Origin of the sequence: Staphylococcus sp. FSL W8-1268, from assembly GCF_038003965.1 — a bacterium.
GTDB lineage: Bacteria > Bacillota > Bacilli > Staphylococcales > Staphylococcaceae > Staphylococcus > Staphylococcus hominis.
In genome coordinates this window covers 1,566,339-1,593,210 of the sequence record NZ_JBBOQE010000001.1, presented here as the reverse complement: position 1 = coordinate 1,593,210, position 26,872 = coordinate 1,566,339, and the positions used below count along the sequence as shown (strand labels likewise).

Genomic DNA, 26,872 nt, shown 5'->3' with positions numbered 1-26,872 from the left:
TGTTTCTTCTTTGAATCATATAAAAAAATTATTAGTAGCCAATCGTGGTGAAATTGCAATTAGAATTTTTAGAGCAGCAACGGAATTAAATATTCAAACAGTAGCAATTTATTCAAATGAAGACAAAAATTCATTACATAGATATAAAGCCGATGAATCATATTTAGTGGGAAAAGATTTAGGACCTGCCGAAAGTTATTTAAATATTGAACGCATTATTGAAGTAGCAAAACGTGCGAATGTAGATGCAATACATCCAGGTTATGGCTTTTTAAGTGAAAATGAAGAATTTGCAAGACGTTGTAATGAAGAAGGCATAACATTTATTGGCCCGCACCTAGACCATTTAGATATGTTTGGTGATAAAGTAAAAGCAAGAACAACTGCAATTAAAGCAAATTTACCAGTTATACCAGGAACAGATGGACCAATTGAAAATTTTGATGCAGCAAAGGCATTTGCTAAAGAAGCAGGGTTCCCTCTGATGATTAAAGCCACAAGTGGTGGTGGTGGGAAAGGTATGCGTATTGTTCGCGAAGAAAGTGAATTAGAAGATGCGTTTCATCGTGCGAAATCTGAAGCACAAAAATCATTTGGTAATAGTGAAGTATATATCGAAAGATACATCGATAATCCAAAACATATTGAAGTTCAAGTTATTGGCGATGAATATGGTAATATTGTTCATCTATATGAGCGTGATTGTTCTGTACAACGTCGTCATCAAAAAGTAGTTGAGGTAGCACCATCTGTAGGTTTACCTGATGAATTAAGAGAACGTATTTGTCAATCTGCATTACAATTAATGAAAAATATCAAATATGTTAATGCTGGAACAGTGGAATTTTTAGTATCCGGGGATGAATTCTTCTTCATTGAAGTCAATCCGCGTGTTCAGGTAGAGCATACGATTACAGAAATGATTACAGGAATTGATATAGTTAAAACTCAAATTTTAGTGGCAGATGGAGCAAGCCTATTTGACGAACGTATCGCTTTACCTCCTCAAGAAGAAATCCAAACACTTGGTTATGCTATTCAATGTCGTATCACTACTGAAGATCCTACAAATGATTTTATGCCAGATTCTGGTACGATTATTGCTTATCGTTCAAGTGGTGGTTTTGGTGTACGTTTAGACGCAGGAGATGGCTTCCAAGGCGCTGAAATTTCACCTTACTATGACTCACTATTAGTGAAATTATCTACTCATGCCATTACTTTTAAACAAGCTGAAGAAAAAATGGAACGCTCTTTACGAGAAATGCGTATTCGTGGTGTGAAAACAAATATCCCATTTTTAGTTAATGTCATGCGTAATGAAAAATTCCGAAGTGGAGATTATACAACAAAATTTATTGAAGAAACACCGGAATTATTCGATATTGCACCTACATTAGACCGTGGTACTAAAACATTAGAATACATTGGGAATGTAACCATTAATGGTTTTCCGAATGTCGAAAAACGTACGAAGCCAGACTATGAGTCAACTTCGATTCCGCAAGTTTCAAAAAAGAAAATTCAAAGTCTATATGGTACAAAACAATTACTAGATGAAAAAGGGCCTAGTGGTGTTGCGGATTGGGTTAAAGTACAAGATGATGTTTTAATTACTGATACGACATTCCGTGATGCGCACCAATCTTTACTTGCTACGCGTGTACGTACAAAAGATATGTTAAATATAGCTTCTAAAACTGCTGAAGTATTTAAAGATAGTTTTTCTTTAGAAATGTGGGGTGGCGCTACTTTTGATGTAGCATACAACTTCTTAAAAGAAAATCCTTGGGAGCGTTTAGAAAAACTTAGAAAAGCGATTCCAAATGTATTATTCCAAATGTTATTAAGAGCTTCAAATGCTGTGGGTTATAAGAATTATCCTGATAACGTAATTCAAAAATTTGTAGATGAAAGTGCTAAAGCAGGTGTAGATGTTTTCCGTATTTTCGACTCATTAAACTGGGTAGATCAAATGAAAGTGGCAAATGAAGCGGTACAAAAAGCAGGTAAAATTTCGGAGGGTACTATTTGTTACACAGGTGATATTTTAAACCCAGAACGTTCAAATGTGTTCACTTTAGATTACTATGTTAAATTAGCTAAAGAATTAGAACGTGAAGGTTTCCATATTTTAGCAATTAAAGATATGGCTGGCTTATTAAAACCTAGAGCAGCATATGAACTGGTTGGAGAATTAAAAGCTGCAGTTAATTTACCAATACATCTACATACACATGATACAAGTGGAAATGGTTTATTAATCTACAAACAAGCCATCGATGCTGGTGTAGATATTATCGATACAGCTATTGCATCGATGAGTGGCTTAACAAGTCAACCAAGTGTGAACTCTTTATATTATGCATTAGATGGATTTAAACGAAATATGCGTACAGATATTCAAGGTTTAGAAGAATTAAGTCACTATTGGAGTACTGTTCGTCCATACTACGTTGACTTTGAAAGTGATATTAAGTCACCTAATACAGAAATTTATCAACATGAAATGCCAGGTGGTCAATACTCTAATTTAAGTCAACAAGCTAAAAGTTTAGGTCTTGGTGAACGTTTTAATGAGGTCAAAGATATGTATCGTCGTGTTAATTTCTTGTTTGGAGATATCGTTAAAGTGACACCATCTTCAAAAGTGGTAGGAGATATGGCGTTATATATGGTACAAAATGATTTAGATGAACAATCGATTATTGAACAAGGTTATAAATTAGATTTTCCTGAATCAGTAGTGTCATACTTTAAAGGTGAGATTGGTCAACCAGTAAATGGCTTTAATAAACAATTACAAGATATTATTTTAAAAGGTCAACAACCGCTAACTGAACGTCCAGGAGAATATTTAAAACCAGTAGATTTTGATGAGATACGAGAACAATTACAAGATAAAAATTATGGTGAAGTGACTGAGCAAGATATTATAAGTTATGTACTTTATCCAAAAGTATTTGATCAATTTATTCAAACTAGACAACAATATGGTAACTTATCATTACTTGATACACCGACATTCTTCTTTGGTATGCGTAACGGGGAGACTGTAGAGATTGAAATTGAAAACGGAAAACGTTTAATTATTAAACTTGAAACAATTAGCGAAGCAGATGAAAATGGTAACCGAACAATTTATTACGTGATGAATGGTCAAGCACGTCGTATTACGATTAAAGATGAAAACATAAAAACAAATGCGAATGTAAAACCTAAAGCAGATAAAACAAATCCAAATCATATAGGAGCTCAAATGCCAGGAAGTGTGACTGAAGTTAAAGTTTCAGTAGGTGATGAGGTTAAAGTAAATCAACCACTATTAATTACCGAAGCAATGAAAATGGAAACAACAATTCAAGCTCCGTTTAATGGAGTGATTAAAAAAGTTACTGTTGGAAATGGTGATGCTATTGCAACGGGAGATTTATTAATCGAAATTGAAAAATCTGAGTAGGTATTAAAAAGTTTAAAAGCATAAGATAGAAAGTTAAATGACATTCTATCTTATGCTTTTTTGCATAAAAAACACGTTAGAGATTATATGTTCTACAATAACTCTAACGTGTCTTTTAAAACTTTATTTAATTTTTGAATTTTCACTTCTAATTGAACGAAGCATGAGTAAAATAAAGTAAGCGATTAAGCCAAAAAGTATAGTAATACAAAGTGCGTGTAGCAATGCAACAATTAAATTAACATGTGTCATTACAGACAATGCGCCCGTAATCACTTGTAAAATAATTAAAATAAATGCGGCAGTATAACCATATCTAATTGTACGGTTCTCAGAATAATTTTTGATGGCATGAATAAATGTGATCATAATCCAACAAAAAGTGATAAGTGCCATACCGCGATGTGCAAATTGTACCCAATCTTGCTCAGTATGGGGTACTAAATCATTAAACGGTAATGGCCAGCTTCCATATGCTAAACTTGCTTTAGCATGGCGAACCAAAGCACCAGTATAAATAGCGACATAAACAACGCCCGTCATAATCCAAGTAAGATTACGCAATGGTTTTTTTATAAATAATTCATCAGCCTCATATTTTTTATCCACTTCAAAAATAATAAGCATTAATACGAATACAGAAGAAAAACTAATTAATGAAATCCCAAAATGTAAAGCTAAGACATAAGAATTTTGTTGCCAAATAACAGCTGCTGCACCAATCAAGGCTTGAATTAATAGAAAAGCAACACTAATAATTGCTAAAGGTTTAACCTCTTTAATGTATCCTATATTTTTCCAAGCTGTGATGGCCAACCATAACACAACAATTAATGATAAACCTGATACAGCTCGGTGACTCAATTCAATGATTGTAGCAATTGGCAAATTCTGAGGCAATAAAGCACCGTGACATAAAGGCCATGAAGCACCACAGCCATCTTCAGAGCCCGTCTTAGTTACTAAGGCGCCCCCAAGTTGTACCATTGCCATAATAATTGTTGCTACGATTGATAACCATTTAAGGTTTCGTTTGTTAAACAAGTTTAAACACCCCGCCATTAATTTAAAATATTTTGTAATATGATATCCATTTATGCTCTGATTTTAATATAAAAGATATAATTATAAATATTACCACTATTATACTACAATAATTAAAGACAAAAAATTAGTGAAACAGAAAGTCGTTAAAGTGTCACAATTTAAATAAATATAACCTAGCCTTTTATAAGTAATTATTATATCATAATACTATATGAAAATTTTAAGGAGGGGAACCATGAGTAAAGAACACACTTTATCACAGCCGTCAAGTAGAGTGTCTTTTAAAGAACTACAACAAATTATTAAAATGGGCTTGGTACAGGGTAACTTAATTCCTGCTTTTGCAGGCGCTTGGTTAGCTATTGTAATGACAAATCATTCCTTCCTATCGTCAATACCTCAAATCCTATTAATGTTGATAGGTTCGACATTAATTATGGGTGGTGCTTGTGCATTAAATAATTATTATGATCAAGATATTGATAAAATTATGCCAAGTAAACAAAGTAGACCAACAGTAAACGATAGAATTTCTGATAAACATTTATTGATGTTAAGTTTTGGTATGATGTTAGTAGGAGAAGCATGTCTATTCTTATTAAATGTGCCATCAGGTGTTTTAGGACTTTTTGGTATAGTAGGATATGTATCATATTATTCAATCTGGTCTAAAAGACATACGACTTGGAATACAGTAGTAGGAAGTTTTCCAGGCGCTGTACCACCTTTAATTGGATGGACAGCTATTGATGGACAAATCAGTCTTGTAGCTTTTGCTTTATTTTTAGTTGTCTTTTGTTGGCAACCTATTCATTTCTATGCTCTAGCTATTAAACGTAGTGATGAATACTCATTAGCAAATATTCCTATGTTACCTTCAGTAAAAGGTTTTAAACGTACAAGAATAAGTATGTTTATTTGGTTAGTATTATTATTACCATTACCTTTCCTATTATCTAGTTTAGGCACTACGTTTGTTGTATTAGCAACTTTATTAAATTTTGGATGGATTTTTATAGGTTTAACAACATTTAAGAAAAATACCGATCAAACTAAGTGGGCAACAAAAATGTTTATCTATTCACTAAATTATCTAGTAGTATTCTTTGCATTAGTCGTTGTCATCTCTTTAATAAAAATGATTTAAAATATCTAAGTTAAATAAGGATGGAACATATGAGTTTACCAATTCTACCAACCATTAGTACAAGCTGTATCGTAATTAGTGCTATTTTAGTAGCGATAGGATGGTGGCAAATTGCTCATCGTCATGTTAATACTCACAAAAAAGTTATGTTATGGGCAGCATTTTTCGCATTAACGTTTTTTATTATTTACTCAACTCGAACGATATTTATAGGTAATACAGATTTTGGTGGTCCAGATTCTGTTAGAACATATTATAAGATATTCTTAATCTTCCACGTTAATCTTGCTACGATTGGTGGCGTATTAGGATTAGTTCAAATTATTACTGCATTTAAAGATAAATTTAAATGGCATAGAAGAATCGGACCTGTCGCTTCAATTATATGGTTCTTTACTGGCATTACAGGTGTGGCAGTATACTTATTATTATATGTAATTTATCCAGGTGGAGAAACTACATCGTTGATTAAAGCCACACTAGGTTTATAACAATATTGAATAATTTTAAAGAATAGCCTGGGACATAATGAGTTGTCTCAGGTATTTTTAATATTTGGGTAGTCGATGATCAAATTGTTAAGGAGGACGACGAATTCAAAATGAATTCTGATTCACTTCCTTTTTTATCATGAAATAACAACAGTGGATTCTATATTGATATGATAAAATTGTTTAGTATAAGCTATGTCTTAATATTAATTGTTTATTTTATTTGTAAATAGGTATAATGTAGTTTAATTAATAAATTTGGAGTTTAGAAAAAATGAATGACTTGATTGTTAAAATAGTTATTTTGTACAATATATGTAATTCTAAAGAGGTGGGGGAGTAATGACTAAGTTAGTAATTAAAGTTTTAGGAATCGTATTTTTAATTACATTTCTAATTTATTTATTTTACTCACCAAGATTAAAATTTGATGTCCTTGAAAATCCTAATAACAACAATAAAATAAGTCATTCAAATCAAGAATCACATTCCGTGAAAAAACAGACTGAAAATCCTGCTCCCAAAAATGGGATAGGTACTTGGATAGGTAAAGATATTAATTATCTTACAAATAAATATGGACAAGCAAATCGTACATACCCTGTTAAAGGCGGATATACTGATTATATATTTAAGAGAAAGCAACAATATTATATTGTCACTACAAAACATGACGAAATTAAATCTGTTTATGCTACTGGAGAAAAAGCTCAAACCGAATCATTAAAAATCAATGAAAATGCTTCACATATATTTGAAAAAACTAGTATTAATCCTGACCCCTCTTTTAAAGTGAATGGAAAACAATATAATTTTGAGTTATCAGATGAAGATATTAAAACTCAAACTCTAATTAAATATGGTAATGTTTATGCTCAAGTTTATGTAGATCAACAATCAAATCGAATTATGGGTATTCGATATCTAGATAAAGAACTATTAGCATTTATAAAACCGTATCAATTAACAGATGAAGAAGATATATCAGATGATAAATTTAATAATGACAGAAATAATAAAAATTCATTACCATATGAACAAAACCCAAATCAATTGATAACACTCTATGAAATTACTAATCAAATGAGAGATTTAAAACATATTCCACCATTGAAAGTAAATTCAGACATATCACACATTGCTTCAGCAAACTTATATGAAGCAACTGGTACAGAAGATGTTGAATTTACAGAAGGTGCACTTAAGAGCCAACTTGATAACGAAAATATTGATTTTATAGCTACAAGTCAAAATGTGGGTTATGATTTCAATGATGTGCCTACATTAATTCATAGTTGGATGAATTCGGATATACACCGTTCAAGAATGTTAAATAAAAAGTATAATGAAATGGGTGGAGAAGTAATGAGAAATTATTATTCACTTATTTTTGTACAAAAATAGGTTGTGAGGTGACCGATAATGTATACAGAGGAAACATTATCAATTTTAGATGAAATTGAAGATTTATCAGACATGATTGTACAATCAAAAGTGTATTTTAATTATAGAGAAGCTCAAAAAAAACTTAAACAAGATGATGAAGCACATTTATTGTATCAAGCTTTTTTAAAATCAAAAGAACGTTATGATGAAGTGATGCGCTTTGGTAGATATCACCCAGATTATCAAAATGTCATGTTAGATACACGTCGACGTAAGCGAGCTTATGAAATGTTGCCTAATGTAATGGATTACAAATCTAAAGAAGTACAATTACAAAATTTAATAGATGAAGTGTTGACTAAAATCGCATTATCTGTGTCAGAAAATGTAAAGATTGAAGTGGGTAATCCATTTTTTAAAACAGATTCTAAAGGTTGCGCCTCAGGAGGCACATGTAATTGTAGTTTATAATTAAGAATAAAAATCTAGTAAATCAGAGGTTGAGTTGCAAAATTAGATGTAAGTATATTTTTATTTTAGTTATTGATGATTAATATATTAAAAGAATCTGAGACAATGATGATGTATGTCTCAGATTCTTTTATGCATATAGTTTAATTTTATATAATATATAGAATAAGTGTATTTAACTTAAGGTATGCTGTTTTAGTAGTGATTTAAATTGTTTACCTAAATCAGGACGGTCAGTAACAATGGTGTGAACACCTTTTTGATACAAATCATACATTAAGTCAACACTATTGATGCCATAATAACCTGGCACAATATTTAATAAGTTAAGCCATTGAATAAAATGAGTTGATGATAATGGGATACCTTTGAATTTTATAGGCATTTGAAATGTGTCAGCTTGAGGATGATAATGATAGCCTAGTCCTAAAATAAACTTAATCACACCTTCAGTCACTTCATGTTGACTTGCGCCAGTAGCGATTTCTCCATTGCTTATTGCTCTAAAACGTTCATTTTGTTCTTTATGAAAACTCGTTACAAGTACACGTTTCTCAGCATGATGATGCTTTATAATATCATACATTTTTTTAGGGGCAATAGATCCTTCATAACTACTTGGAGCATCTTTTAAATCTACATTGATATATTTGCTAGGGTACATTTTTAAAAGTTCATCGAAAGTTAAAATTCTAGCTTGTTGATGCCCTCTGTAAATATGTCGACCATTGATATCAGTAAAATGAAATCCTGCATCTAATTTTTTTAATTCTTTTAGTGTGTAATCACATACTTTTCCTGAACCATTAGTAGTACGGTCGACTGTAGCGTCGTGAAAAACAATCAATTCTTCATCTTTAGTTAGTCTCACATCTGTTTCAAAGCCATCTAAACCATAATCAACAGCATTATCGAAAGCTAATTGTGTTTGTTCTGGTCGAACTGACATTCCACCTCTATGTGCAAAAATATAAGGTGCTGGTCCATTAAAAAAGTAAGGTATGTCTTTAAGCATGTTAGGCTTTTGATTTCTTTTTAAAAGTAATAAACTGCTTAGTATACCCATACTAGTGATACCCAAATTAAAAAAATTTTTCTTAATGTGTTTCAAGGTATAACCTCCTAAAGTTCATTTAAAATTAATAATTAAATCAATATTTTTTGAAAGTTAAGTATTGAGATATTGAATGTATTTTATAAAATTATTAGTCATGGTATAGTAATTATGCATAATAAATGGAGTGAGTGAAATAATATGGAATTGATTCCAAGAGTTAGCTTAATTATTTACTTAAAGCATATTAAACATGAAAGACAGATACGTAAATATGGACATATTGTTTATACTAATAAACCTCGAAAGTATATAGTAATGTATGTTAATGAACATGAAGTAGACGATATTCTCCAGAAATTAATGAAATTAAAATATGTCTTACATATTGATGGATCCCCCTATAAAAACTTGAAAAAAACATATGATAAAGAAAAGCATGAAATGCTTTAAGATGTATTTAAAAATTGTTATTGCATCGGTGGGATCCAATTTTGTAAACGAAGTACGCTAATTAAATATTTAAAATATAAATCATTCGTATGAAATGCATTTGGCGGTTGAACATCAATGCCGACAATAGGAATGTCATACGATTGAGCTTGTTCATTAATCATCTCAAATTTTTTATTACTATTTGGGTAGGGATATTTTAAAGCGTTTAACATCATATACATGGCTTGAAATTGTTTACCGGTCGTAGGATTCATAATAATTGCGACTGACGATAATTGTTTGTCTGACTGTGGTGTATGGAAATAGACAACCTTGTCTATTCTTGCATGATTATATTCAATAAGAGTAAGAAATTCGAATAAATCTGTAAGTCCTTCTCCTAAAATAATAAATGATTGTTTCATAAATATTTAATTCTCCTTTTTCAAAACAAATTATAGTAAATAAATGAATGAAATGGAAGTGTAAGTCAAAATGAGAGTCATTGCTGGAAAACATAAAAGTAAACCACTAGAGAGTTTAGAAGGACGCAATACACGTCCAACAATGGATAAAGTTAAAGAAGGTATTTTTAACAGTTTACATGAAGTATACGGCTTAGGTTTAGACTTATTTGCTGGTAGTGGTGCTTTAGGAATTGAAGCACTTTCTAGAGGTATGGATAAAGTTATATTTGTAGACCAAAACTTTAAAGCAGTTAAAGTGATCCAAGCTAACTTGAAACAATTAAATTTAGAGGAACAATCTGAAGTATATAAAAATAATGCAGATAGAGCGTTAAAGGCTATCAATAAAAGAGACATTCAATTTGATTTTATTTTTTTAGACCCTCCTTATAATAAAGGGCTAATAGATAAGGCTCTAGACCAAATTTCTAAGTTTAATTTATTAAAAGAACATGGTATTATCATTTGTGAGTTTAGTAATCAAGAAAAAATCAATACATATGATTTTGAAGTAATTAAGCAATATCATTACGGTTTAACAGATACTTTGTTATTAAAAAAAGGAGAACACAATGACTAAGACAAAAGCAGTCATTCCAGGTAGCTTTGATCCTATTACTTATGGACATTTAGATATTATCGAAAGAAGTTCTGATCGATTTGATGAACTTCATGTATGTATATTAAAAAATAGTAGTAAAGCAGGTACATTTTCTATTGAAGAACGTATGGAATTAATACGTGAATCTGTAAAACATTTGCCAAATGTGAAAGTACATAATTTTAATGGATTACTTGTCGATTTTTGTGATAAAATAGGCGCTAAAACAATTATTCGTGGCTTAAGAGCAGTGAGTGATTTTGAATATGAATTACGCTTAACTTCAATGAATAAAAAATTAAATAGTAATGTTGAAACAATGTATATGATGACAAGTACAAACTATTCATTTATTAGTTCAAGTGTTGTGAAAGAAGTGGCTCAATATAAGGCAGATATTTCAGATTTCGTACCTAGTCATGTTGAAAGAGCATTAAAAGAAAAATTTGAAGATTAAAAAATGAGCGTATAGAACAGAAATGAAATGTTCCATACGCTTTAATTCAATTATTTAATCTAATTACAGGTGTATTAAAATCATTTTTCTTTTGACCTGATAATAAGTTATAAATATCGGTAGCTTTAATTTCATTTTTAAAAAAATGAGCAGATGTTTTATTAATATTAGTGATGAATTGACGCTCTGGAAATTTGGTTTTTAATTGTTTGAGATAACTTTGTCCGCGACGATTCATTCCTAAAATTCTTACAGCTGAAATGGATTGAATAGAATCTTCTTTTTTTACATTTAAAAGAATTTGCATAAGTATGCGTTGTAAATGAGTATAGGTAAAGCGTTTTGTCTTCAGTAAAGACATAAAGGATTCAAAAGAAGTTGCTTGATTAATATATTTTTTTAATCGATGTTCTAGTCCTTCAGATATAGTGTATATATGAGCCATTTCATGAATTGAATGACTTAAGATATGATATTTAATCAAGTTAAATGTATCCTCTTTAGTTAAATGAGGTGTTGTATACAGTGATTGAATTGAAGAGGGAACAACTGTAGTCCACTGAGTTGCTTGAGTGATTAACGACTGCCTAATTGCAGAACCACTTGCAAAGGATGATGTTTCAATTGTCGCATCATGATGATGAGCATGCACACGTTGGATAGCAAGTCCTTTCATGTGAGGTGCAAATTGTTGTATAGCTTTTAAGTAAGTGATTGCTAAAATATTATTAGGCATTTTTAGTAAAGTATTATCGCTAATTAAATCATTTATAATTTTTGCATAATTACTACCTTCTTTTACTTTTTGATTAAAAGTTGAACTATGTTCTAAATTGATTATTTCATTTGCAGCATTTTTAAGGCGAGTTATATCAGGTGTTTCACTTCCAAAAGCAATAGTATCAACATCTAGATAACGAGCAACTTGAACAGCTATCTGTGCAAAATAATCACTTGAAGAAAGACTAGCGATAAGAGGTAACTCAACAACTAAATCGACATTGGAAAGTGCCATTTGTGTACGTAGAAATTTGTTATAAATAGCAGGTTCACCTCTCATAACGAAGTTACCACTCATGATTGCAATAGAGATCTCTGCATCGGACTGTGTTTTAGCTTGTTGCGCATGATAAGCATGACCGTTATGAAATGGATTATACTCTGTAATCAATCCAACACTTTTCATTTGCAATTCGTCCTTTCAGTATTCATTATTAGTATTGTAACAGATAATAAGATGTTAAGAAAAAATCTTGACAACTTATAATAGTAAAGTTAAAATAAATTTTGTGTTTGTTAGAGGTGAAGCCATATGAAATGGTCAATAACGCAATTGAGAAAATATCAAGGTAAACCTTTTGAATTCAATGAAAAGGCGAACTTTGACGATTTAATAGAACCTTTAGGTCTGATTGATTTATCAGAAGTAAATATCGAAGGTGAATTAACCATAAAATCAAATGAAGTGATAGCAGATATGCATGTTATTGGTACGTATACTATGCCTTGTGCTCGTACATTAGTGCCTGTAGATGTGCCACTTGATGTCAGAACTTCCGAAGTATTTGATTTAGAAGGTTATAATAGTTATACCGAAGAAGAAGTAGATGAAGATGAACATTATCATCTTGCTACAGATGGTATGATTAATATCCGAGATATTGCTAAAGAATTGGTTATTATTGAGAAGCCAATGCGTGCATTTTCTGAGAATAGTGATCAAATGCTTACAGAAGGTAACGGTTGGGAAGTTATTGATGAAGAACAAGCGCTTGAGCTTGAAAACTCTAAAGATAACGACGATTCCCAAACACGCCAAGTTGATCCTAGGCTTCAAAAATTACAACAGTTATATGATAAAGAGTAATAGCAGGTTAATTTAATTTATAGTATAATAATTAAATGACCGAATACTTGAGATTATGTGTTTTAATATTAAGGAGGATATATCATGGCAGTACCAAAAAGAAGAACGTCTAAAACTAGAAAAAATAAACGTCGTACTCATTTCAAAATTTCAGTACCTGGTATGACTGAATGCCCAAATTGTGGCGAGTACAAATTATCTCACCGCGTATGTAAAAACTGTGGTTCTTACAATGGTGAAGAAGTCGTTTCTAAATAATTTATATCTATTAAAAAAAGGTGGAATACGAATTCATTATGAATTCTATCCCACTCTTTTTTTATATTATCTCAATTTATACCATTGCTATCAAAAATAATTTGGAGAGACTATTATGGAACAAATTACTTCAACACAAAATAATAAAATTAAATTAGCAAATAAACTTAAAAAGAAAAAAGAACGCGATAAAACAGGATTAGCTCTCATCGAAGGCATACATTTAATTGATGAAGCATTTAAAAGTAATATAATGATTAAACAATTATTTGTAATTGAGCCAGAAAGAACAGATTCTAGACTTTTAGAGTATGCAAAAGAAGCTTACGAAATTAATATGAAAGTGGCTGAATCATTATCAGGGACTATTACACCACAAGGTTTTTTTGCAGTTATTGAAAAACCTAAACATGATATCTCAAAAGCGAAACAAGTGTTATTACTTGATCGTATACAAGATCCTGGTAACTTAGGCACGTTAATTCGTACAGCAGATGCTGCGGGTATAGATATGGTTGTAATGGAAAAAGGTACAGCAGACGCATACCAAGACAAAGTAATGAGAGCAAGTCAAGGAAGTGTATTTCACATTCCTATTGTCACAACAGAATTAAATAAATTTATTGAACAATTTGATGGCCCAGTATATGGTACAGCCTTAGAAAATGCTGTGTCTTATAAAAACATCGAATCGCAAGACATATTTGCCTTATTACTTGGTAATGAAGGAGAAGGTGTTAATAAAGAATTATTAGCACATACCTCGCAAAATCTTATTATACCTATATACGGCAAAGCGGAAAGTTTAAACGTGGCGATTGCTGGAAGTATTTTGCTTTATCATTTGAAAGGTTGACCTTTTGATTTAAAATCGACTATACTTAATTGTATACAAAATTAAAATGATATGTTTATTAAAGATAAATATAAACCGATAAAAAGACGTAAACTAAATGATTAATTGCACAGGGAAAGTAAGCGTGACTGAAACTTACTTCAATTTACATTAGTTTTTTTCACCTTTTTGGTTACTTAAAGAAATTTAAGTCGGAGTGCATCTTCGTTAACAACGCTAACAAGTGTATGCTTAAGCATAAATTTGGGTGGTACCACGGAAGGCTTTCGTCCCAGTTATTTAGGGATGAAAGTCTTTTTTTAATTTAATAAAGCAAATTTTATGATAAATAGAAAGTATGAGGTGTAAGTCATGACTCAAAATGATTCAATGACAGAATTAAGACAACAAGCTTTAGTAGACATTAACGAAGCGCAAGATGAACGTGCTTTACAAGATGTCAAAGTAAAGTATCTAGGAAAAAAAGGCTCTGTAAGTGGTTTAATGAAAAATATGAAAGATTTACCAAATGAAGAAAAGCCAGCTTATGGACAAAAAGTAAATGAATTAAGACAAGCAATTCAAAATGAACTTGAAGAAAAACAAGAATTATTAAAAAATGAAAAGTTAAACCAACAACTTGCTGAGGAAACAATTGATGTTACATTACCTAGTCGTCAAATTAATATTGGCTCAAAACATCCATTAACTAGAACAGTTGAAGAAATTGAAGATTTATTCCTAGGATTAGGATATGAAATTGTTGACGGATACGAAGTAGAACAAGATTATTATAATTTTGAAGCTTTAAATCTTCCTAAATCACATCCAGCCCGAGATATGCAAGATAGTTTTTATATTACAGATGAGATTTTGATGCGTACGCACACGTCTCCAGTGCAAGCACGTACAATGGAAAAACGTCACGGTCAAGGACCAGTAAAAATTATTTGTCCTGGGAAAGTGTATCGACGAGATTCAGATGATGCTACACATAGTCATCAATTTACACAAATTGAAGGTTTAGTAGTAGATAAACATATTAAAATGAGTGATTTGAAAGGAACGTTAGAGTTAGTAGCTAAAAAATTATTTGGGGCTGATCGTGAGATTCGATTACGACCAAGTTATTTCCCATTCACAGAGCCATCAGTGGAAGTAGATGTCTCTTGTTTCAAATGTAAAGGTCAAGGATGTAATGTATGTAAACATACTGGATGGATTGAAATCTTAGGTGCAGGTATGGTACATCCTAATGTTCTAGAAATGGCCGGTTTTGATTCAAATGAATATTCTGGCTTTGCATTTGGTATGGGGCCAGATCGTATAGCAATGTTAAAATACGGAATCGAAGACATTCGTCATTTCTATACAAATGATGTGAGATTCCTTAATCAATTTAAAGCTGTAGAAGATAGAGGTGAAGCATAATGTTGATTTCAAATGAATGGTTAAAAGATTACGTAGATGCTGGTGTACCTGCTAAAGACTTAGCTGAGCGTATTACACGTACAGGTATTGAAGTAGCAGATATTATAGATTACTCAAAAGATATTAAAAATTTAGTAGTAGGATATGTAACATCTAAAGAAAAACATCCAGATGCAGATAAATTGAATATCTGTCAAGTTGATATAGGTGAAGAAGAACTTGTTCAAATTGTTTGTGGAGCACCTAATGTTGATGAAAATCAATATGTGATTGTAGCTAAAGTAGGTGGACGTTTACCTGGAGGGATTAAAATAAAACGTGCCAAATTACGCGGAGAACGTTCGGAAGGTATGATTTGTTCCTTACAAGAAATTGGTGTCTCAAGTAATGTTGTACCAAAAGATTATGAAAATGGAATTTTCGTATTTCCTAATGAAGTGACACCAGGAACTGATGCACTAGACGCATTATATCTTAATGATCAAATTATGGAATTTGATTTAACACCTAACCGTGCAGACGCTTTAAGTATGGTGGGAACTGCATATGAAGTTGCAGCGTTATATCAAGCTGAAATGACTAAACCAAATACAACGCTTAACGAAACTGAAACTTCCGCAACAGATGAGTTATCAGTGACAGTTGATAATCCTGAAAAAGTCCCTTATTACAGTGCAAGAGTTGTTAAAAATGTGAGAATTGCACCATCACCTATTTGGATGCAAGCACGTTTAATTAAAGCTGGTATCCGTCCAATTAATAATGTAGTTGATATTTCTAACTATGTATTACTCGAATATGGTCAACCACTTCATATGTTTGATCAAGATCATATGGGTTCTAAAGATATTGTTGTACGTCAAGCGAATGAAAATGAAACAATGACAACATTAGACGATACTGAAAGAACTCTTATTGATACAGATATCGTTATTACAAATGGTAAAGAACCTATTGCATTAGCTGGTGTTATGGGTGGAGATTTTTCAGAAGTGACTGATCAAACAATGAATGTCGTAGTAGAAGGTGCGATTTTTGACCCTGTATCTATTCGTCACACATCACGTCGTTTGAATTTACGTAGTGAGTCTTCAAGTCGCTTTGAAAAAGGTATTGCAACAGAATTTGTCAATGAAGCAGTCGATAGAGCTTGTTATTTACTTGAACATTATGCCTCTGGCGAAGTATTAAAAGATAGAGTGGCACAAGGGGATTTAGGTTCACTTGTTACGCCAATTGATATTACTGCCGAAAAAGTAAATCAAACAATTGGTTTTAATTTATCAAATGATGAGATTAAAGCTATTTTTGAACAATTAGGATTTAAAACGATTCAAAATGCCGATACTTTAACAGTATATGTACCTTCACGTCGTAAAGATATTTCAATTAAGGAGGATTTAATTGAAGAAATAGCAAGAATATACGGTTATGATAATATTCCTTCAACTTTACCAGCGTTCGATGATGTAACTAGTGGAAAATTGACAGATCGTCAATATAAAACGCGTACAGTAAAAGAAACACTCGAAGGTGCAGGATTAAATCAAGCCATCACATATTCACTTGTGTCTAAAGACCATGCGAAAGATTTTGCATTACAAGAACGTCCTACAATTAGTCTACTTATGCCAATGAGTGAAGCGCATTCTACATTACGTCAAAGCTTATTACCACATTTAATCGAAGCAACAGCTTATAACGTAGCACGTAAAAATAAAAATGTAAGATTATATGAAATTGGACGTGTGTTCTTTGGTAACGGCAAAGATGAATTACCGGATGAAATAGAATATTTAAGTGGTATTCTAACTGGAGAATATGTAGTTAATACTTGGCAAGGTAAAAAAGAAGAGATTGATTTCTTTATTGCTAAAGGTGTAGTCGATCGAATTGCTGAAAAATTAAATTTAGATTTCACTTATAAAGCTGGCGAAATTAAAGGCCTTCATCCAGGCAGAACTGCGATTGTTTCATTAGAAGGTAAAGAGATAGGATTTGTAGGAGAATTACATCCTCAATTAGCAGCTGAAAATGATCTTAAACGCACATATGTATTTGAATTAGATTATGATTCAATGATGCGAGTAGCTGTAGGTTACATTAATTATGAACCAATTCCAAAATTCCCTGGTGTGTCAAGAGATATCGCTATGGAAGTAAACCGTGACATGCCTTCATCAGAATTATTAGATATTATTCATGAGAATGGTGAAGACATTCTAAAAAATACACTTGTATTTGATGTGTATGAAGGTGAACACTTGGAAGAAGGTAAAAAATCAGTAGCCATTCGTTTAAATTATTTAGATACTGAAAATACACTTACAGATGAACGTGTTTCTAAAGTGCATGATAAAATTTTAGAAGCATTAAAAGCTAAAGGCGCTACAATTCGATAATAAAATAAAGAAGAGATTGGGACATATATCCTAAAAAAATAGCCAGTAAATGAGTTTATTATAAAGTCATTTACTGGTTTCATTATTTACAATACTTTGTATAGTTGACTCTTTTTATTAGGGGACAGATCTAGTCTGTAGTCTTTAACGTATCGTATTCCCACAAGAGTCTCGCTAAAATCCTTTTTATATACAGTTTTACATTGAAATACTTTTAAAAATAAGGTCCTTTCGTATAATTTAATAAACTTCACTAAACTAAATTAACGAGGTACCTTATGTATAAAGTTCTAGCATGACTCAACTTACTTTATCGATAGAAACTTCAGCACTTGTTCCCACAAATGATGTGTCACGATATGTAAATAATAGTGTTGAAACAATTCTCGATACTGAATTTGATGAATTCAGACATCGTCGTAGTGCTATCTTATAGCATTCTAAAATGTTCTTTATTGATACTTTTTATTAACCAATGTCCATGCTTTATAACGATTTTTAAAATGTTTTTTTGAAATAGAATCTAACTTACTAATATTATATTTTTCAATAATTTGAGCAGCAATTAAATCTACTTTATGACTCGCGCCTTTCGGAATATCAAAATGCATCATTTTTGATATTGAATTCATGTGCTTAATAAAAGCATAGCGAGAAATGATACTTGCTGCTGCAATAGCAAGGGATTTAGATTCTCCCTTTGTTTCAAATTTTGTTTGATTTGGAAAAGGTAAGTCGCTTAGAGCATAACGCTTGTAGACGTTACGTTCTGCAAATTGGTCAATGACAATGTAGTCTAATGCTTTAGTATCTATCTTGTTAGTTACATTTTTTATCGCTTCATTATGAAGGACTGCTTTCATTTTTACTTGAGACCAACCTAGTGCTTGTCTTTCATTATATTTAGTATTGTTTAATGTAAGTAATGAATGAGGAATAAAGGTAATCAGTTGTTCTGCAAGTTCTATAATTTTAGTGTCTGTTAATTTTTTCGAATCATCTACGCCTAGCGTTCTTAAAATATCTATATGCTCTTTAGATACATAAGCAGCACAAACCGTTAATGGGCCAAAATAATCGCCACTTCCCGCTTCATCACTACCAATACAGTTATAATCATCATATGTTATATTATGGAAACCATCTGCCTTTGAAGATTTTGAATTAGTTCCAGAATCAGTAGTACAAAATTGACGCGCTATATGTTCAGCACGTTTTCCTTGAAACATAACTTTACCAGAATTGTAAATACTAATGACAGTGTCATGATATTTGGTTCTTGCTTTCATCCCATTAGGTAAATTGGATGTACTAAAGTTAATTTGGTTCATCAGTTGCTCAATATCTTGATTAGTTAATTTATGTACTACATTTCCCATAACTTGTTTAAACCTCTCTTTTAAAATTCTAATAGATATACTTTAACATAATGAAGATAAGAACGTAGGTTTAGTGGTATAAATCAATAGTATTTAAATCTATAATTACAAATAAGAGACACTCATGTATAATAATAATAATCTACTTATTCACTCAACAAAACATTAGTCAAAGAAATTTAAAATATTATCAAAAGTCAGGAGTTAATACAATGGTAGAATTTAAAAATCGTATTAATGTATCGATCAATGATCAAAATTTTACGATTATCGGTGACGATGATCCTGAACACATACGTTATGTAGCACATTTAGTAGATGAACAGCTAAGATTATTAGGACGTAAATCAGCAGGATTAGATACAACAAGAAAAGCAATTTTAACTGCAATGAATATCATGGACGAAAAAGTGAAATTGGAAGAAGAAAACGAAATATTAAAACAAATGATTTATGAATTAAAACATCAGGATAGCTAAATGACTATAGATTTAGTAATGATACTTATTATTTTGATGTATATGATAATTGGTTTTAGAAGAGGCCTTTGGCTGAATAGTCTTCATTTGTCGTCTACACTTGTCTCACTATTCATTGCGCATCGTTTTTACCAATATATATCAAAACAAATGATTGTTTTTGTTCCATTTCCTAAAACAGTTGCTTTTGACACGCACTTCGCATTTCAATACCATGATGTACAACAACGTTTTGATACTATTGTGGCATTTTTATGTATTGCTTTTATAAGTAAGTTGCTTTTATATCTTATTATTGTAACTTTTGATAATATAGTGTCATATCATAATATTCATGTTACAAGTCGAATATTGGGAAGCGTATTAGGTAGTATTGCAAGTGTGATTGTACTGCAACTTGTTTTATATTTAGTATCTTTATATCCTAATGAATGGATTCAAGAAAGTTTAAAATACGGTTATTTAAGCCATATTATTCTATTTAAGATGCCGTTTTTATCATCTTATATACTAAATTTATAAATAAAAAAGATAAAAGGTCAGGACTAGGTGATGGATATAAACCTCCTGGTCTCTTTTTATGGAGTGAATGTAATGACAAAGAAAGATGTAATTCAACTACTAGAAAAAATTGCTATATATATGGAATTGAATGGAGAAAATACGTTTAAAGTGTCTGCTTATCGCAAAGCAGCACAAAGTCTTGAAATAGATGAACGCTCTTTAGATGAAATAAAAGATATTACTGAATTAAAAGGAATTGGAAAAGGGGTAGGAGAGGTCATTAGCGAATATCGAGAAACTGGGACCTCATCAACTTTAAAAGAATTGCAACGTTTAGTTCCTGAAGGATTAATTTCTTTAATGAAAATTCAAGGTTTAGGTAGTAAAAAAATTGCAAAGTTATATAAAGAGTTAAATATTACAGATAAAGAAAGTCTTCAAGAAGCTTGTGAAGCGGGAAAAGTTAGTGAATTAAGTGGATTTGCTAAAAAAACAGAACAAAACATACTTGAAGCAGTAAAAGCACTAGGAGCTAAAAAAGATCATTATCCTATTGATTTGATGCGACATTTAAATAAAGATATTATGACTTATCTAGAACAATTAGAAGAAGTTGAACATTATTCTGAAGCAGGTAGTTTCCGTCGTTATAAAGAAGTAAGTAAAGATTTAGACTATATTATTAGTACACGACACCCTCTTCATGTACAACAACAACTTTTAAATATTCCAAATAAAGTGAAAGAAGTCGCAGTTGGAGAAACGAAAGTGTCGCTTGAATTAGAATATGATGATGAAACGATTGGTGTAGATTTTAGACTTGTTGAACCAGAAGCCTTTTATCATACCTTACAGCACTTTACAGGTTCCAAAGATCATAACATTCGCATTAGACAACTTGCTAAAGCACAAAATGAAAAAGTAAGTGAGTATGGTATCGAACAACAAGATGGAACGTTACTCCAATTCCAAAGTGAAGCTGAAATTTACCAACACTTCGGTAGACATTGGATTGCTCCGGCAATACGTGAAGATGGCAGCGAGTTTGATCGTGATTTAAACTCAATCATTACATTAGATGATATTAAAGGTGATCTTCATATGCATACAACGTATAGTGACGGCGCTTTCTCTATACGAGAGATGATTGAAGCAAACATTAAAAAAGGCTATGAATACATGGTCATTACGGATCATTCAAAGAGTTTAAAAGTTGCTCATGGATTACAAGTTGAACGACTATTACGTCAAAATGAAGAAATAAAAAAATTGAATGAAGAATACACAGAAATAGATATTTACTCAGGTACAGAAATGGATATTTTACCTGATGGATCATTAGATTATGAGGATGATATACTATCGCAACTTGACTATGTTATTGCAGCTATTCATCAAAGTTTCAATCAATCTGAAGAAGAAATTATGAAGCGCCTAGAACATGCATGTCGTAACCCTTATGTTAGACATATTGCCCATCCAACTGGTCGTATTATTGAGCGACGTGAAGGGTATCAACCTAATATAGAACAGTTGATGCAACTTGCCGAAGAAACACAAACGGTAATGGAAATTAATGCTAACCCAAAACGATTAGATTTAAATGCTGCCACTGTTAAAAAATATCCAAATATTAAATTAACAATTAATACGGATGCCCATCATGTGGATCATCTTGATTTTATGAAATATGGCGTAGCTACTGCGCAAAAAGGATTTGTAAATAAAGATAGAGTGATTAATACAATGACGCGTGACGCTTTTAAAAACTTTATTAATAATAATATTAAATTACAGAAATAGAGGGATTGTATGAGACAAAAAACATTAGACGTCTTAGAGTTTGATAAAATCAAATCATTTGTAGCTTCTGAAACGATAAGTGATTTAGGACGTGAAAAAGTGTCTAAAATGTCTCCAGCAACTGATTTTGAAACTGTAGAATTTCAAATGAATGAGACAGATGAAATATCACAAATTTATAATAAACATCGTTTACCTAGTTTAAGTGGTTTATCAAAAGTATCACCATTAATTCACCGTGCTAAAATTGGTGGTGTGCTTAATGTTACCGAATTAAATGTAATTAAGCGGTTGATACAAGTACAAAATCAATTTAAAACATTTTATAATCAACTGCTTGAAGAAGATGAAGGTGTCATAAAGTATCCAATTTTAAATGAAAGAATGAATCAACTACCTGTACTTACTGATTTATATCAAGAAATAAATGAAAAATGTGATGCTTATGATTTATATGATAATGCAAGTTATGAATTGCAAGGTATTCGAAGCAAAATATCAAGTACGACTCAACGTATTAGACAAAATTTAGATCGTATTGTTAAAAGTCAAGCTAATCAAAAGAAACTTTCAGATGCCATTATTACAGTGCGAAATGATCGCAATGTGATACCAGTAAAAGCAGAATATCGACAAGATTTTAAAGGGATTGTGCATGATCAATCAGCTTCTGGACAAACCCTTTATATTGAGCCCTCTTCCATTGTTGAAATGAATAATCAAATTAGTCGATTAAGAAATGATGAAGCAGTAGAACGTGAACGTATATTAACAGAATTAACAGGTTTAGTAGCTGCTAATGATAATAATTGTTTAGTGGCAGAGTCAGTTATGGGTCAAATTGATTTCTTAACAGCTAAAGCGCGTTATGCACGATCAATTAAAGGGACAAAACCTACTTTTTATAAGGAAAGAACGGTTTATTTACCTAATGCTTATCATCCTTTATTGAATAAAGATACAGTAGTAGCAAATACAATTGAATTTATTGATGATATTGATACGGTTATTATTACGGGACCTAACACAGGTGGTAAAACTGTCACCTTAAAAACGTTGGGACTTATCATTGTGATGGCTCAATCCGGGTTACTCATTCCTACATTAGATGGCAGTCAATTGAGTGTATTTGAAAACGTATACTGTGATATAGGTGATGAACAATCGATTGAACAATCACTATCTACGTTTTCATCACATATGAAAAATATTGTAGAAATTTTAAAAGAAACAGATAAAAATAGTCTTGTTTTATTTGATGAATTAGGTGCTGGAACCGATCCAAGTGAAGGTGCTGCCTTAGCTATGAGTATTCTCGATCATGTGAGAGATATTGGTTCGCTAGTTATGGCAACGACACATTATCCAGAGCTTAAAGCTTATAGTTATAATCGGGAAGGCGTTATGAATGCAAGTGTTGAGTTTGATGTGAATACGTTAAGCCCGACTTACAAATTATTAATGGGTGTTCCTGGACGTTCCAATGCCTTTGATATTTCCAAAAAATTAGGGTTAGGATTAAACATCATTAATAAAGCTAAAACAATGATTGGTACAGACGAACAAGAAATTAATTCAATGATAGAATCATTAGAGAAAAACTCTAAACGTGTGGATGAACAACGTATTGAGCTTGAAAAATTATTAAGAGAAGCACGAACAACGCATGATGATTTGGAACGTCAGTATCAACAATATAAAAATTATGAACAAAAATTAATGGATGAAGCTAAAGATAAAGCAAATCAACGCATTAAATCAGCTACAAAAGAAGCAGATGACATTCTAAAAGATTTAAGAGAAATGCGAGATAAAAAAGGAGCCGACGTTAAAGAACATGAACTAATTGATAAGAAAAAACATTTAGAAGATCAATATGAAGCTAAATCCTTAAAACAAAATGTAAAAAAACAAAAATGGGATGATATTCATGCTGGCGATGAAGTTAAAGTATTATCTTATGGACAAAAAGGCGAAGTATTAGAATTAAGCGGAGAAAATGAAGCTGTAGTTCAAATGGGTATTATCAAAATGAAATTACCTATTGAAGATTTAGAAAAAACGAAAAAGAAAAAAGAAAAACCAACTAAAATGGTGACACGCCAAAATCGTCAAACTATTAAAACAGAATTAGACTTAAGAGGCTATCGTTATGAAGAAGCGGTTGGAGCTTTAGATCAATATATTGACCAAGCTGTATTAAGTAACTATGAACAGGTTTATATTATTCATGGTAAAGGTACAGGTGCACTTCAAAAAGCAGTTCAAAATCATTTAAAAAAACATAAAAGTGTTCAATCTTTTCGTGGTGGAATGCCAAGTGAAGGCGGATTTGGTGTTACAGTAGCAGAACTTAAATAATATAAAACTAGAATGTTGATTTTTTTAAAATTTGACGTACAATAAAGCAAGCGTTTAATCTTAACACAAGTTTATGACAAGATTAATAAATAGTGATAAAGATGAGCAAGAGCAATGCAGATATATGGAAAGTCTGTTATAATTTGCTCATCATTTAATATTTAAGGAGGATTGGCAATTATGGCAATCGTAAAAGTTACAGATTCAAATTTTGATGAAAACATTCAATCAGGTGTTAAATTAGTAGATTTTTGGGCAACTTGGTGTGGACCTTGTAAAATGATCGCCCCTGTGTTAGAAGAATTAGCTGGAGACTATGATGGTAAAGCAGACATCTTAAAATTAGATGTAGATGAAAATCCATCTACTGCTGCTAAATATGAAGTAATGAGCATCCCAACTTTAATCGTATTTAAAGATGGAGAAGCAGTAGATAAAGTAGTAGGTTTCCAACCTAAAGAAAACTTAGCAGAAGTTTTAGATAAACATCTATAATATTTAGTACAATTATAAAAGAATGGGGCATTACATGTTATGTAATCGCTCCGTCTTTTTTATGTGAACGTCAAGTTAATAGAAAGGAGGAGACGGATGACCGACTACGAAGAAAAAATTAGAGATAAATTAAGTGTCGTCCCATTTGAACCAGGCTGTTATTTAATGAAAGATCGAAATGACCAAATTATTTATGTAGGTAAAGCAAAACGATTACGAAATCGACTACGTTCTTATTTTACTGGTGCACATGATGCAAAAACTACACGTCTTGTTAGTGAAATTCGCAACTTCGAATTTATTGTAACTTCAAGTGAGACAGAATCATTATTACTTGAGTTGAATTTGATTAAACAATATCAACCTCGCTACAATATTTTATTAAAAGATGATAAAAGTTATCCTTTTATAAAGATTACTAAAGAAAAACATCCACGTTTACTTGTGACTCGTACAGTAAAAAAGGGTACAGGAAAATATTTTGGACCTTATCCTAATGCATATTCAGCACAAGAAACTAAAAAATTATTAGATCGTATTTATCCTTTTAGAAAATGTGATAATATGCCTGATAAATTGTGTCTATATTATCATATCGGTCAGTGTATGGGACCATGTGTGTATGATGTAGATCAACAAAAATATGCACAAATGACGCGTGAAATTACTGACTTTTTAAATGGAGAAGATAAAACAATTCTTCATAATCTTGAAACACGCATGCTAGATGCTAGTGAGAAGTTAGATTTTGAACGTGCTAAAGAATATAGAGATTTAATTCAACATATTCATAATTTAACTAAAAAACAAAAAATTATGTCTTCAGATAATACAATTAGAGATGTTTTTGGATATAGCGTTTCTAAAGGTTGGATGTGTATTCAAGTATTCTTTATTAGACAAGGAAATATGATTCAACGTGATGCAACAATGATTCCTCTACAACAAACAGAAGAAGAAGAATTTTATACATTCATTGGACAATTCTATAGCTTAAATCAACATATTTTACCTAAAGAAGTACATGTACCGAAAAATTTAGATAAAGATATCATTCACTCTGTAGTTGATACAAAAATTGTTCAACCTGCGCGTGGAACAAAGAAAGAAATGGTTGATTTAGCTAATCATAATGCTGAAGTTGCACTAGAAAATAAATTTCAATTAATCGCTAAAGACGAATCTAGAACGATAAAAGCTATCGAAGAACTTGGTGAAAGAATGGGTATTCAAACACCGATAAGAATTGAAGCATTTGATAACTCAAATATCCAAGGTGTTGATCCTGTTTCGGCAATGGTAACATTTGTGGATGGTAAACCGGATAAAAAAGGATATCGTAAATACAAAATTAAGACTGTGAAAGGTCCTGATGATTATAAGTCGATGAGAGAAGTTGTACGCCGTCGTTATACGCGTGTACTTAATGAAGGTCTTCCATTACCAGATCTTATTATCGTTGATGGTGGTAAAGGACATATGTCTGGTGTCATAGATGTACTAGAAAATGAACTAGGTTTAGACATTCCTGTTGCTGGATTAAGAAAAAATGATAAACACCAAACATCTGAATTATTGTACGGTGCAAATGCTGAGGTTGTACCTCTAAAGAAAAATAGTCAAGCCTTTTATTTGCTCCATAGAATCCAAGATGAAGTACATCGTTTTGCGATAACATTCCATCGTCAAACCCGACAAAAAACTGGATTACAATCTGTTCTTGATACAGTAGAGGGTATAGGAAGTAAACGAAAAACAAAATTATTAAGAACATTTGGTTCCATTAAAAAAATGAAAGAAGCTAGTATAGAAGATTTAAAAGCTGCAGGATTACCTAAAAGGGTAGCTGAAAATCTACAATATGCTTTAAAAGAAGATTAATTTCAAAAAAAGGGGTATGACTTTGAATTTCATACCCCATACATATAGAAAGAATGTTACAATATAGTTAACAAAAAGCTTATTTTTTTAAGAAAGTATGGAAGCGTTTTCTAAATGAGAAATATTATCATTTTATAGTAGTTGCATGGTTATTGTGTAAT

25 protein-coding genes are annotated in these 26,872 nt (G+C 31.5%); 20 read left to right on the top strand and 5 right to left on the bottom strand.

From position 1 onward, the window contains the following. Window positions 1-10 precede the first annotated feature (10 nt). The gene (locus NST64_RS08015; RefSeq protein WP_002488668.1) at window positions 11-3,460 is read left to right on the top strand and encodes a pyruvate carboxylase; all 3,450 of its coding nucleotides are present in this window, start codon (window positions 11-13) and stop codon (window positions 3,458-3,460) included. 123 nt (window positions 3,461-3,583) lie between these two features. Here the strand turns inward: NST64_RS08015 and NST64_RS08010 are convergent, their stop codons facing one another. Continuing rightward, complete coding sequence (locus NST64_RS08010; RefSeq protein ID WP_002449990.1) at window positions 3,584-4,504, bottom strand: COX15/CtaA family protein; 921 nt, start codon at window positions 4,502-4,504, stop codon at window positions 3,584-3,586. Window positions 4,505-4,742: 238 nt separating this feature from the next. Here NST64_RS08010 and cyoE point away from each other — a divergent pair, with 238 nt between their 5' ends. The 4 genes from cyoE (at window position 4,743) to NST64_RS07990 (ending at window position 8,002) form a co-directional block, all read left to right on the top strand. Continuing rightward, window positions 4,743-5,654 (top strand): heme o synthase, encoded by a 912-nt coding sequence (gene cyoE, locus NST64_RS08005; protein WP_002449983.1) that lies wholly within the window; start codon window positions 4,743-4,745, stop codon window positions 5,652-5,654. Window positions 5,655-5,683: 29 nt separating this feature from the next. After that, window positions 5,684-6,145 carry a DUF420 domain-containing protein gene (locus NST64_RS08000; RefSeq protein WP_002450009.1) on the top strand — a complete coding sequence of 154 codons (462 nt, stop codon included), beginning with the start codon at window positions 5,684-5,686 and terminating at the stop codon, window positions 6,143-6,145. Window positions 6,146-6,487: 342 nt separating this feature from the next. Beyond that, window positions 6,488-7,549: a CAP-associated domain-containing protein gene (locus NST64_RS07995; protein ID WP_002449976.1), complete on the top strand. Its 1,062-nt coding sequence runs from the start codon at window positions 6,488-6,490 to the stop codon at window positions 7,547-7,549. 18 nt (window positions 7,550-7,567) lie between these two features. Further along, window positions 7,568-8,002: a YlbF family regulator gene (locus tag NST64_RS07990; protein ID WP_002449999.1), complete on the top strand. Its 435-nt coding sequence runs from the start codon at window positions 7,568-7,570 to the stop codon at window positions 8,000-8,002. A 175-nt stretch (window positions 8,003-8,177) separates the two neighbouring features. Here the strand turns inward: NST64_RS07990 and NST64_RS07985 are convergent, their stop codons facing one another. Then, window positions 8,178-9,113 (bottom strand): glycerophosphodiester phosphodiesterase, encoded by a 936-nt coding sequence (locus NST64_RS07985; protein ID WP_002455482.1) that lies wholly within the window; start codon window positions 9,111-9,113, stop codon window positions 8,178-8,180. Window positions 9,114-9,257: 144 nt separating this feature from the next. Here NST64_RS07985 and NST64_RS07980 point away from each other — a divergent pair, with 144 nt between their 5' ends. Beyond that, on the top strand, window positions 9,258-9,509 hold the full coding sequence (locus tag NST64_RS07980) for a DUF2129 domain-containing protein (protein WP_002450007.1): 252 nt from the start codon (window positions 9,258-9,260) through the stop codon (window positions 9,507-9,509). A 17-nt stretch (window positions 9,510-9,526) separates the two neighbouring features. Here NST64_RS07980 and NST64_RS07975 read toward each other — a convergent pair whose 3' ends face one another. Continuing rightward, window positions 9,527-9,916 (bottom strand): DUF7147 family protein, encoded by a 390-nt coding sequence (locus NST64_RS07975; RefSeq protein ID WP_002450006.1) that lies wholly within the window; start codon window positions 9,914-9,916, stop codon window positions 9,527-9,529. Between the two features lie 70 nt (window positions 9,917-9,986). Here NST64_RS07975 and rsmD point away from each other — a divergent pair, with 70 nt between their 5' ends. Continuing rightward, a complete protein-coding gene (gene rsmD, locus NST64_RS07970; protein ID WP_002450015.1) occupies window positions 9,987-10,538 on the top strand; it encodes a 16S rRNA (guanine(966)-N(2))-methyltransferase RsmD in 552 nt (183 codons plus the stop codon). Continuing rightward, on the top strand, window positions 10,531-11,016 hold the full coding sequence (gene coaD / locus NST64_RS07965; RefSeq protein WP_002450001.1) for a pantetheine-phosphate adenylyltransferase: 486 nt from the start codon (window positions 10,531-10,533) through the stop codon (window positions 11,014-11,016). Before rsmD ends, coaD begins: the two co-directional genes overlap by 8 nt. A 46-nt stretch (window positions 11,017-11,062) precedes the next feature. Here the strand turns inward: coaD and NST64_RS07960 are convergent, their stop codons facing one another. Next, entirely contained in the window at window positions 11,063-12,202 is a 1,140-nt protein-coding gene (locus tag NST64_RS07960; protein WP_002450013.1) for a nucleotidyltransferase, read from the bottom strand. A 126-nt stretch (window positions 12,203-12,328) separates the two neighbouring features. Here NST64_RS07960 and NST64_RS07955 point away from each other — a divergent pair, with 126 nt between their 5' ends. From NST64_RS07955 to NST64_RS07930, 6 genes are all read left to right on the top strand, one after another. Beyond that, the gene (locus tag NST64_RS07955; RefSeq protein ID WP_002449978.1) at window positions 12,329-12,883 is read left to right on the top strand and encodes a YceD family protein; all 555 of its coding nucleotides are present in this window, start codon (window positions 12,329-12,331) and stop codon (window positions 12,881-12,883) included. A gap of 84 nt (window positions 12,884-12,967) precedes the next feature. Further along, entirely contained in the window at window positions 12,968-13,141 is a 174-nt protein-coding gene (gene rpmF, locus NST64_RS07950) for a 50S ribosomal protein L32 (RefSeq protein WP_001830121.1), read from the top strand. A 115-nt stretch (window positions 13,142-13,256) separates the two neighbouring features. Then, entirely contained in the window at window positions 13,257-13,997 is a 741-nt protein-coding gene (locus NST64_RS07945) for a TrmH family RNA methyltransferase (protein WP_002450000.1), read from the top strand. A 351-nt stretch (window positions 13,998-14,348) separates the two neighbouring features. Beyond that, window positions 14,349-15,407 (top strand): phenylalanine--tRNA ligase subunit alpha, encoded by a 1,059-nt coding sequence (gene pheS, locus NST64_RS07940; protein WP_002449986.1) that lies wholly within the window; start codon window positions 14,349-14,351, stop codon window positions 15,405-15,407. Beyond that, window positions 15,407-17,809 (top strand): phenylalanine--tRNA ligase subunit beta, encoded by a 2,403-nt coding sequence (gene pheT / locus NST64_RS07935; protein ID WP_049417880.1) that lies wholly within the window; start codon window positions 15,407-15,409, stop codon window positions 17,807-17,809. Before pheS ends, pheT begins: the two co-directional genes overlap by 1 nt. 295 nt (window positions 17,810-18,104) lie before the next feature. Beyond that, complete coding sequence (locus NST64_RS07930; RefSeq protein WP_037554444.1) at window positions 18,105-18,245, top strand: hypothetical protein; 141 nt, start codon at window positions 18,105-18,107, stop codon at window positions 18,243-18,245. Between the two features lie 16 nt (window positions 18,246-18,261). On the opposite strand, the gene rnhC is transcribed toward NST64_RS07930, so the two are convergent. Beyond that, on the bottom strand, window positions 18,262-19,140 hold the full coding sequence (gene rnhC, locus NST64_RS07925) for a ribonuclease HIII (RefSeq protein WP_371732088.1): 879 nt from the start codon (window positions 19,138-19,140) through the stop codon (window positions 18,262-18,264). 260 nt (window positions 19,141-19,400) lie between these two features. Between rnhC and zapA the strand changes: the two genes are divergently transcribed. The 6 genes from zapA to uvrC all read left to right on the top strand — a co-directional run bounded on the left by zapA (window position 19,401) and on the right by uvrC (window position 26,711). Next, on the top strand, window positions 19,401-19,667 hold the full coding sequence (gene zapA, locus NST64_RS07920; protein WP_340731109.1) for a cell division protein ZapA: 267 nt from the start codon (window positions 19,401-19,403) through the stop codon (window positions 19,665-19,667). Beyond that, window positions 19,668-20,189: a CvpA family protein gene (locus NST64_RS07915; RefSeq protein WP_002455474.1), complete on the top strand. Its 522-nt coding sequence runs from the start codon at window positions 19,668-19,670 to the stop codon at window positions 20,187-20,189. Window positions 20,190-20,261: 72 nt separating this feature from the next. Continuing rightward, window positions 20,262-21,974, top strand: a complete 1,713-nt coding sequence (gene polX / locus NST64_RS07910; RefSeq protein WP_002488667.1) for a DNA polymerase/3'-5' exonuclease PolX — start codon at window positions 20,262-20,264, stop codon at window positions 21,972-21,974. Window positions 21,975-21,983: 9 nt separating this feature from the next. Next, window positions 21,984-24,335 (top strand): endonuclease MutS2, encoded by a 2,352-nt coding sequence (locus NST64_RS07905; RefSeq protein WP_107632289.1) that lies wholly within the window; start codon window positions 21,984-21,986, stop codon window positions 24,333-24,335. A gap of 180 nt (window positions 24,336-24,515) precedes the next feature. Further along, a complete protein-coding gene (trxA, locus tag NST64_RS07900) occupies window positions 24,516-24,830 on the top strand; it encodes a thioredoxin (RefSeq protein WP_002449989.1) in 315 nt (104 codons plus the stop codon). Window positions 24,831-24,926: 96 nt separating this feature from the next. Further along, complete coding sequence (gene uvrC, locus NST64_RS07895) at window positions 24,927-26,711, top strand: excinuclease ABC subunit UvrC (RefSeq protein ID WP_002449985.1); 1,785 nt, start codon at window positions 24,927-24,929, stop codon at window positions 26,709-26,711. The last annotated feature ends 161 nt before the right edge of the window (window positions 26,712-26,872 follow it).

What these genes read in the sequence shown, in the direction of transcription:
- cyoE (WP_002449983.1), top strand. Translation starts at nt 4,743, where the DNA reads ATGAGTAAAGAACACACTTTATCACAGCCGTCAAGTAGAGTGTCTTTT.
- NST64_RS08000 (WP_002450009.1), top strand. Translation starts at nt 5,684, where the DNA reads ATGAGTTTACCAATTCTACCAACCATTAGTACAAGCTGTATCGTAATT.
- NST64_RS07995 (WP_002449976.1), top strand. Translation starts at nt 6,488, where the DNA reads ATGACTAAGTTAGTAATTAAAGTTTTAGGAATCGTATTTTTAATTACA.
- NST64_RS07990 (WP_002449999.1), top strand. Translation starts at nt 7,568, where the DNA reads ATGTATACAGAGGAAACATTATCAATTTTAGATGAAATTGAAGATTTA.
- NST64_RS07980 (WP_002450007.1), top strand. Translation starts at nt 9,258, where the DNA reads ATGGAATTGATTCCAAGAGTTAGCTTAATTATTTACTTAAAGCATATT.
- NST64_RS07975 (WP_002450006.1), bottom strand. Translation starts at nt 9,916, where the DNA reads ATGAAACAATCATTTATTATTTTAGGAGAAGGACTTACAGATTTATTC.
- rsmD (WP_002450015.1), top strand. Translation starts at nt 9,987, where the DNA reads ATGAGAGTCATTGCTGGAAAACATAAAAGTAAACCACTAGAGAGTTTA.
- coaD (WP_002450001.1), top strand. Translation starts at nt 10,531, where the DNA reads ATGACTAAGACAAAAGCAGTCATTCCAGGTAGCTTTGATCCTATTACT.
- NST64_RS07960 (WP_002450013.1), bottom strand. Translation starts at nt 12,202, where the DNA reads ATGAAAAGTGTTGGATTGATTACAGAGTATAATCCATTTCATAACGGT.
- NST64_RS07955 (WP_002449978.1), top strand. Translation starts at nt 12,329, where the DNA reads ATGAAATGGTCAATAACGCAATTGAGAAAATATCAAGGTAAACCTTTT.
- rpmF (WP_001830121.1), top strand. Translation starts at nt 12,968, where the DNA reads ATGGCAGTACCAAAAAGAAGAACGTCTAAAACTAGAAAAAATAAACGT.
- NST64_RS07945 (WP_002450000.1), top strand. Translation starts at nt 13,257, where the DNA reads ATGGAACAAATTACTTCAACACAAAATAATAAAATTAAATTAGCAAAT.
- pheS (WP_002449986.1), top strand. Translation starts at nt 14,349, where the DNA reads ATGACTCAAAATGATTCAATGACAGAATTAAGACAACAAGCTTTAGTA.
- pheT (WP_049417880.1), top strand. Translation starts at nt 15,407, where the DNA reads ATGTTGATTTCAAATGAATGGTTAAAAGATTACGTAGATGCTGGTGTA.
- NST64_RS07930 (WP_037554444.1), top strand. Translation starts at nt 18,105, where the DNA reads ATGACTCAACTTACTTTATCGATAGAAACTTCAGCACTTGTTCCCACA.
- rnhC (WP_371732088.1), bottom strand. Translation starts at nt 19,140, where the DNA reads ATGAACCAAATTAACTTTAGTACATCCAATTTACCTAATGGGATGAAA.
- zapA (WP_340731109.1), top strand. Translation starts at nt 19,401, where the DNA reads ATGGTAGAATTTAAAAATCGTATTAATGTATCGATCAATGATCAAAAT.
- NST64_RS07915 (WP_002455474.1), top strand. Translation starts at nt 19,668, where the DNA reads ATGACTATAGATTTAGTAATGATACTTATTATTTTGATGTATATGATA.
- polX (WP_002488667.1), top strand. Translation starts at nt 20,262, where the DNA reads ATGACAAAGAAAGATGTAATTCAACTACTAGAAAAAATTGCTATATAT.
- NST64_RS07905 (WP_107632289.1), top strand. Translation starts at nt 21,984, where the DNA reads ATGAGACAAAAAACATTAGACGTCTTAGAGTTTGATAAAATCAAATCA.
- trxA (WP_002449989.1), top strand. Translation starts at nt 24,516, where the DNA reads ATGGCAATCGTAAAAGTTACAGATTCAAATTTTGATGAAAACATTCAA.
- uvrC (WP_002449985.1), top strand. Translation starts at nt 24,927, where the DNA reads ATGACCGACTACGAAGAAAAAATTAGAGATAAATTAAGTGTCGTCCCA.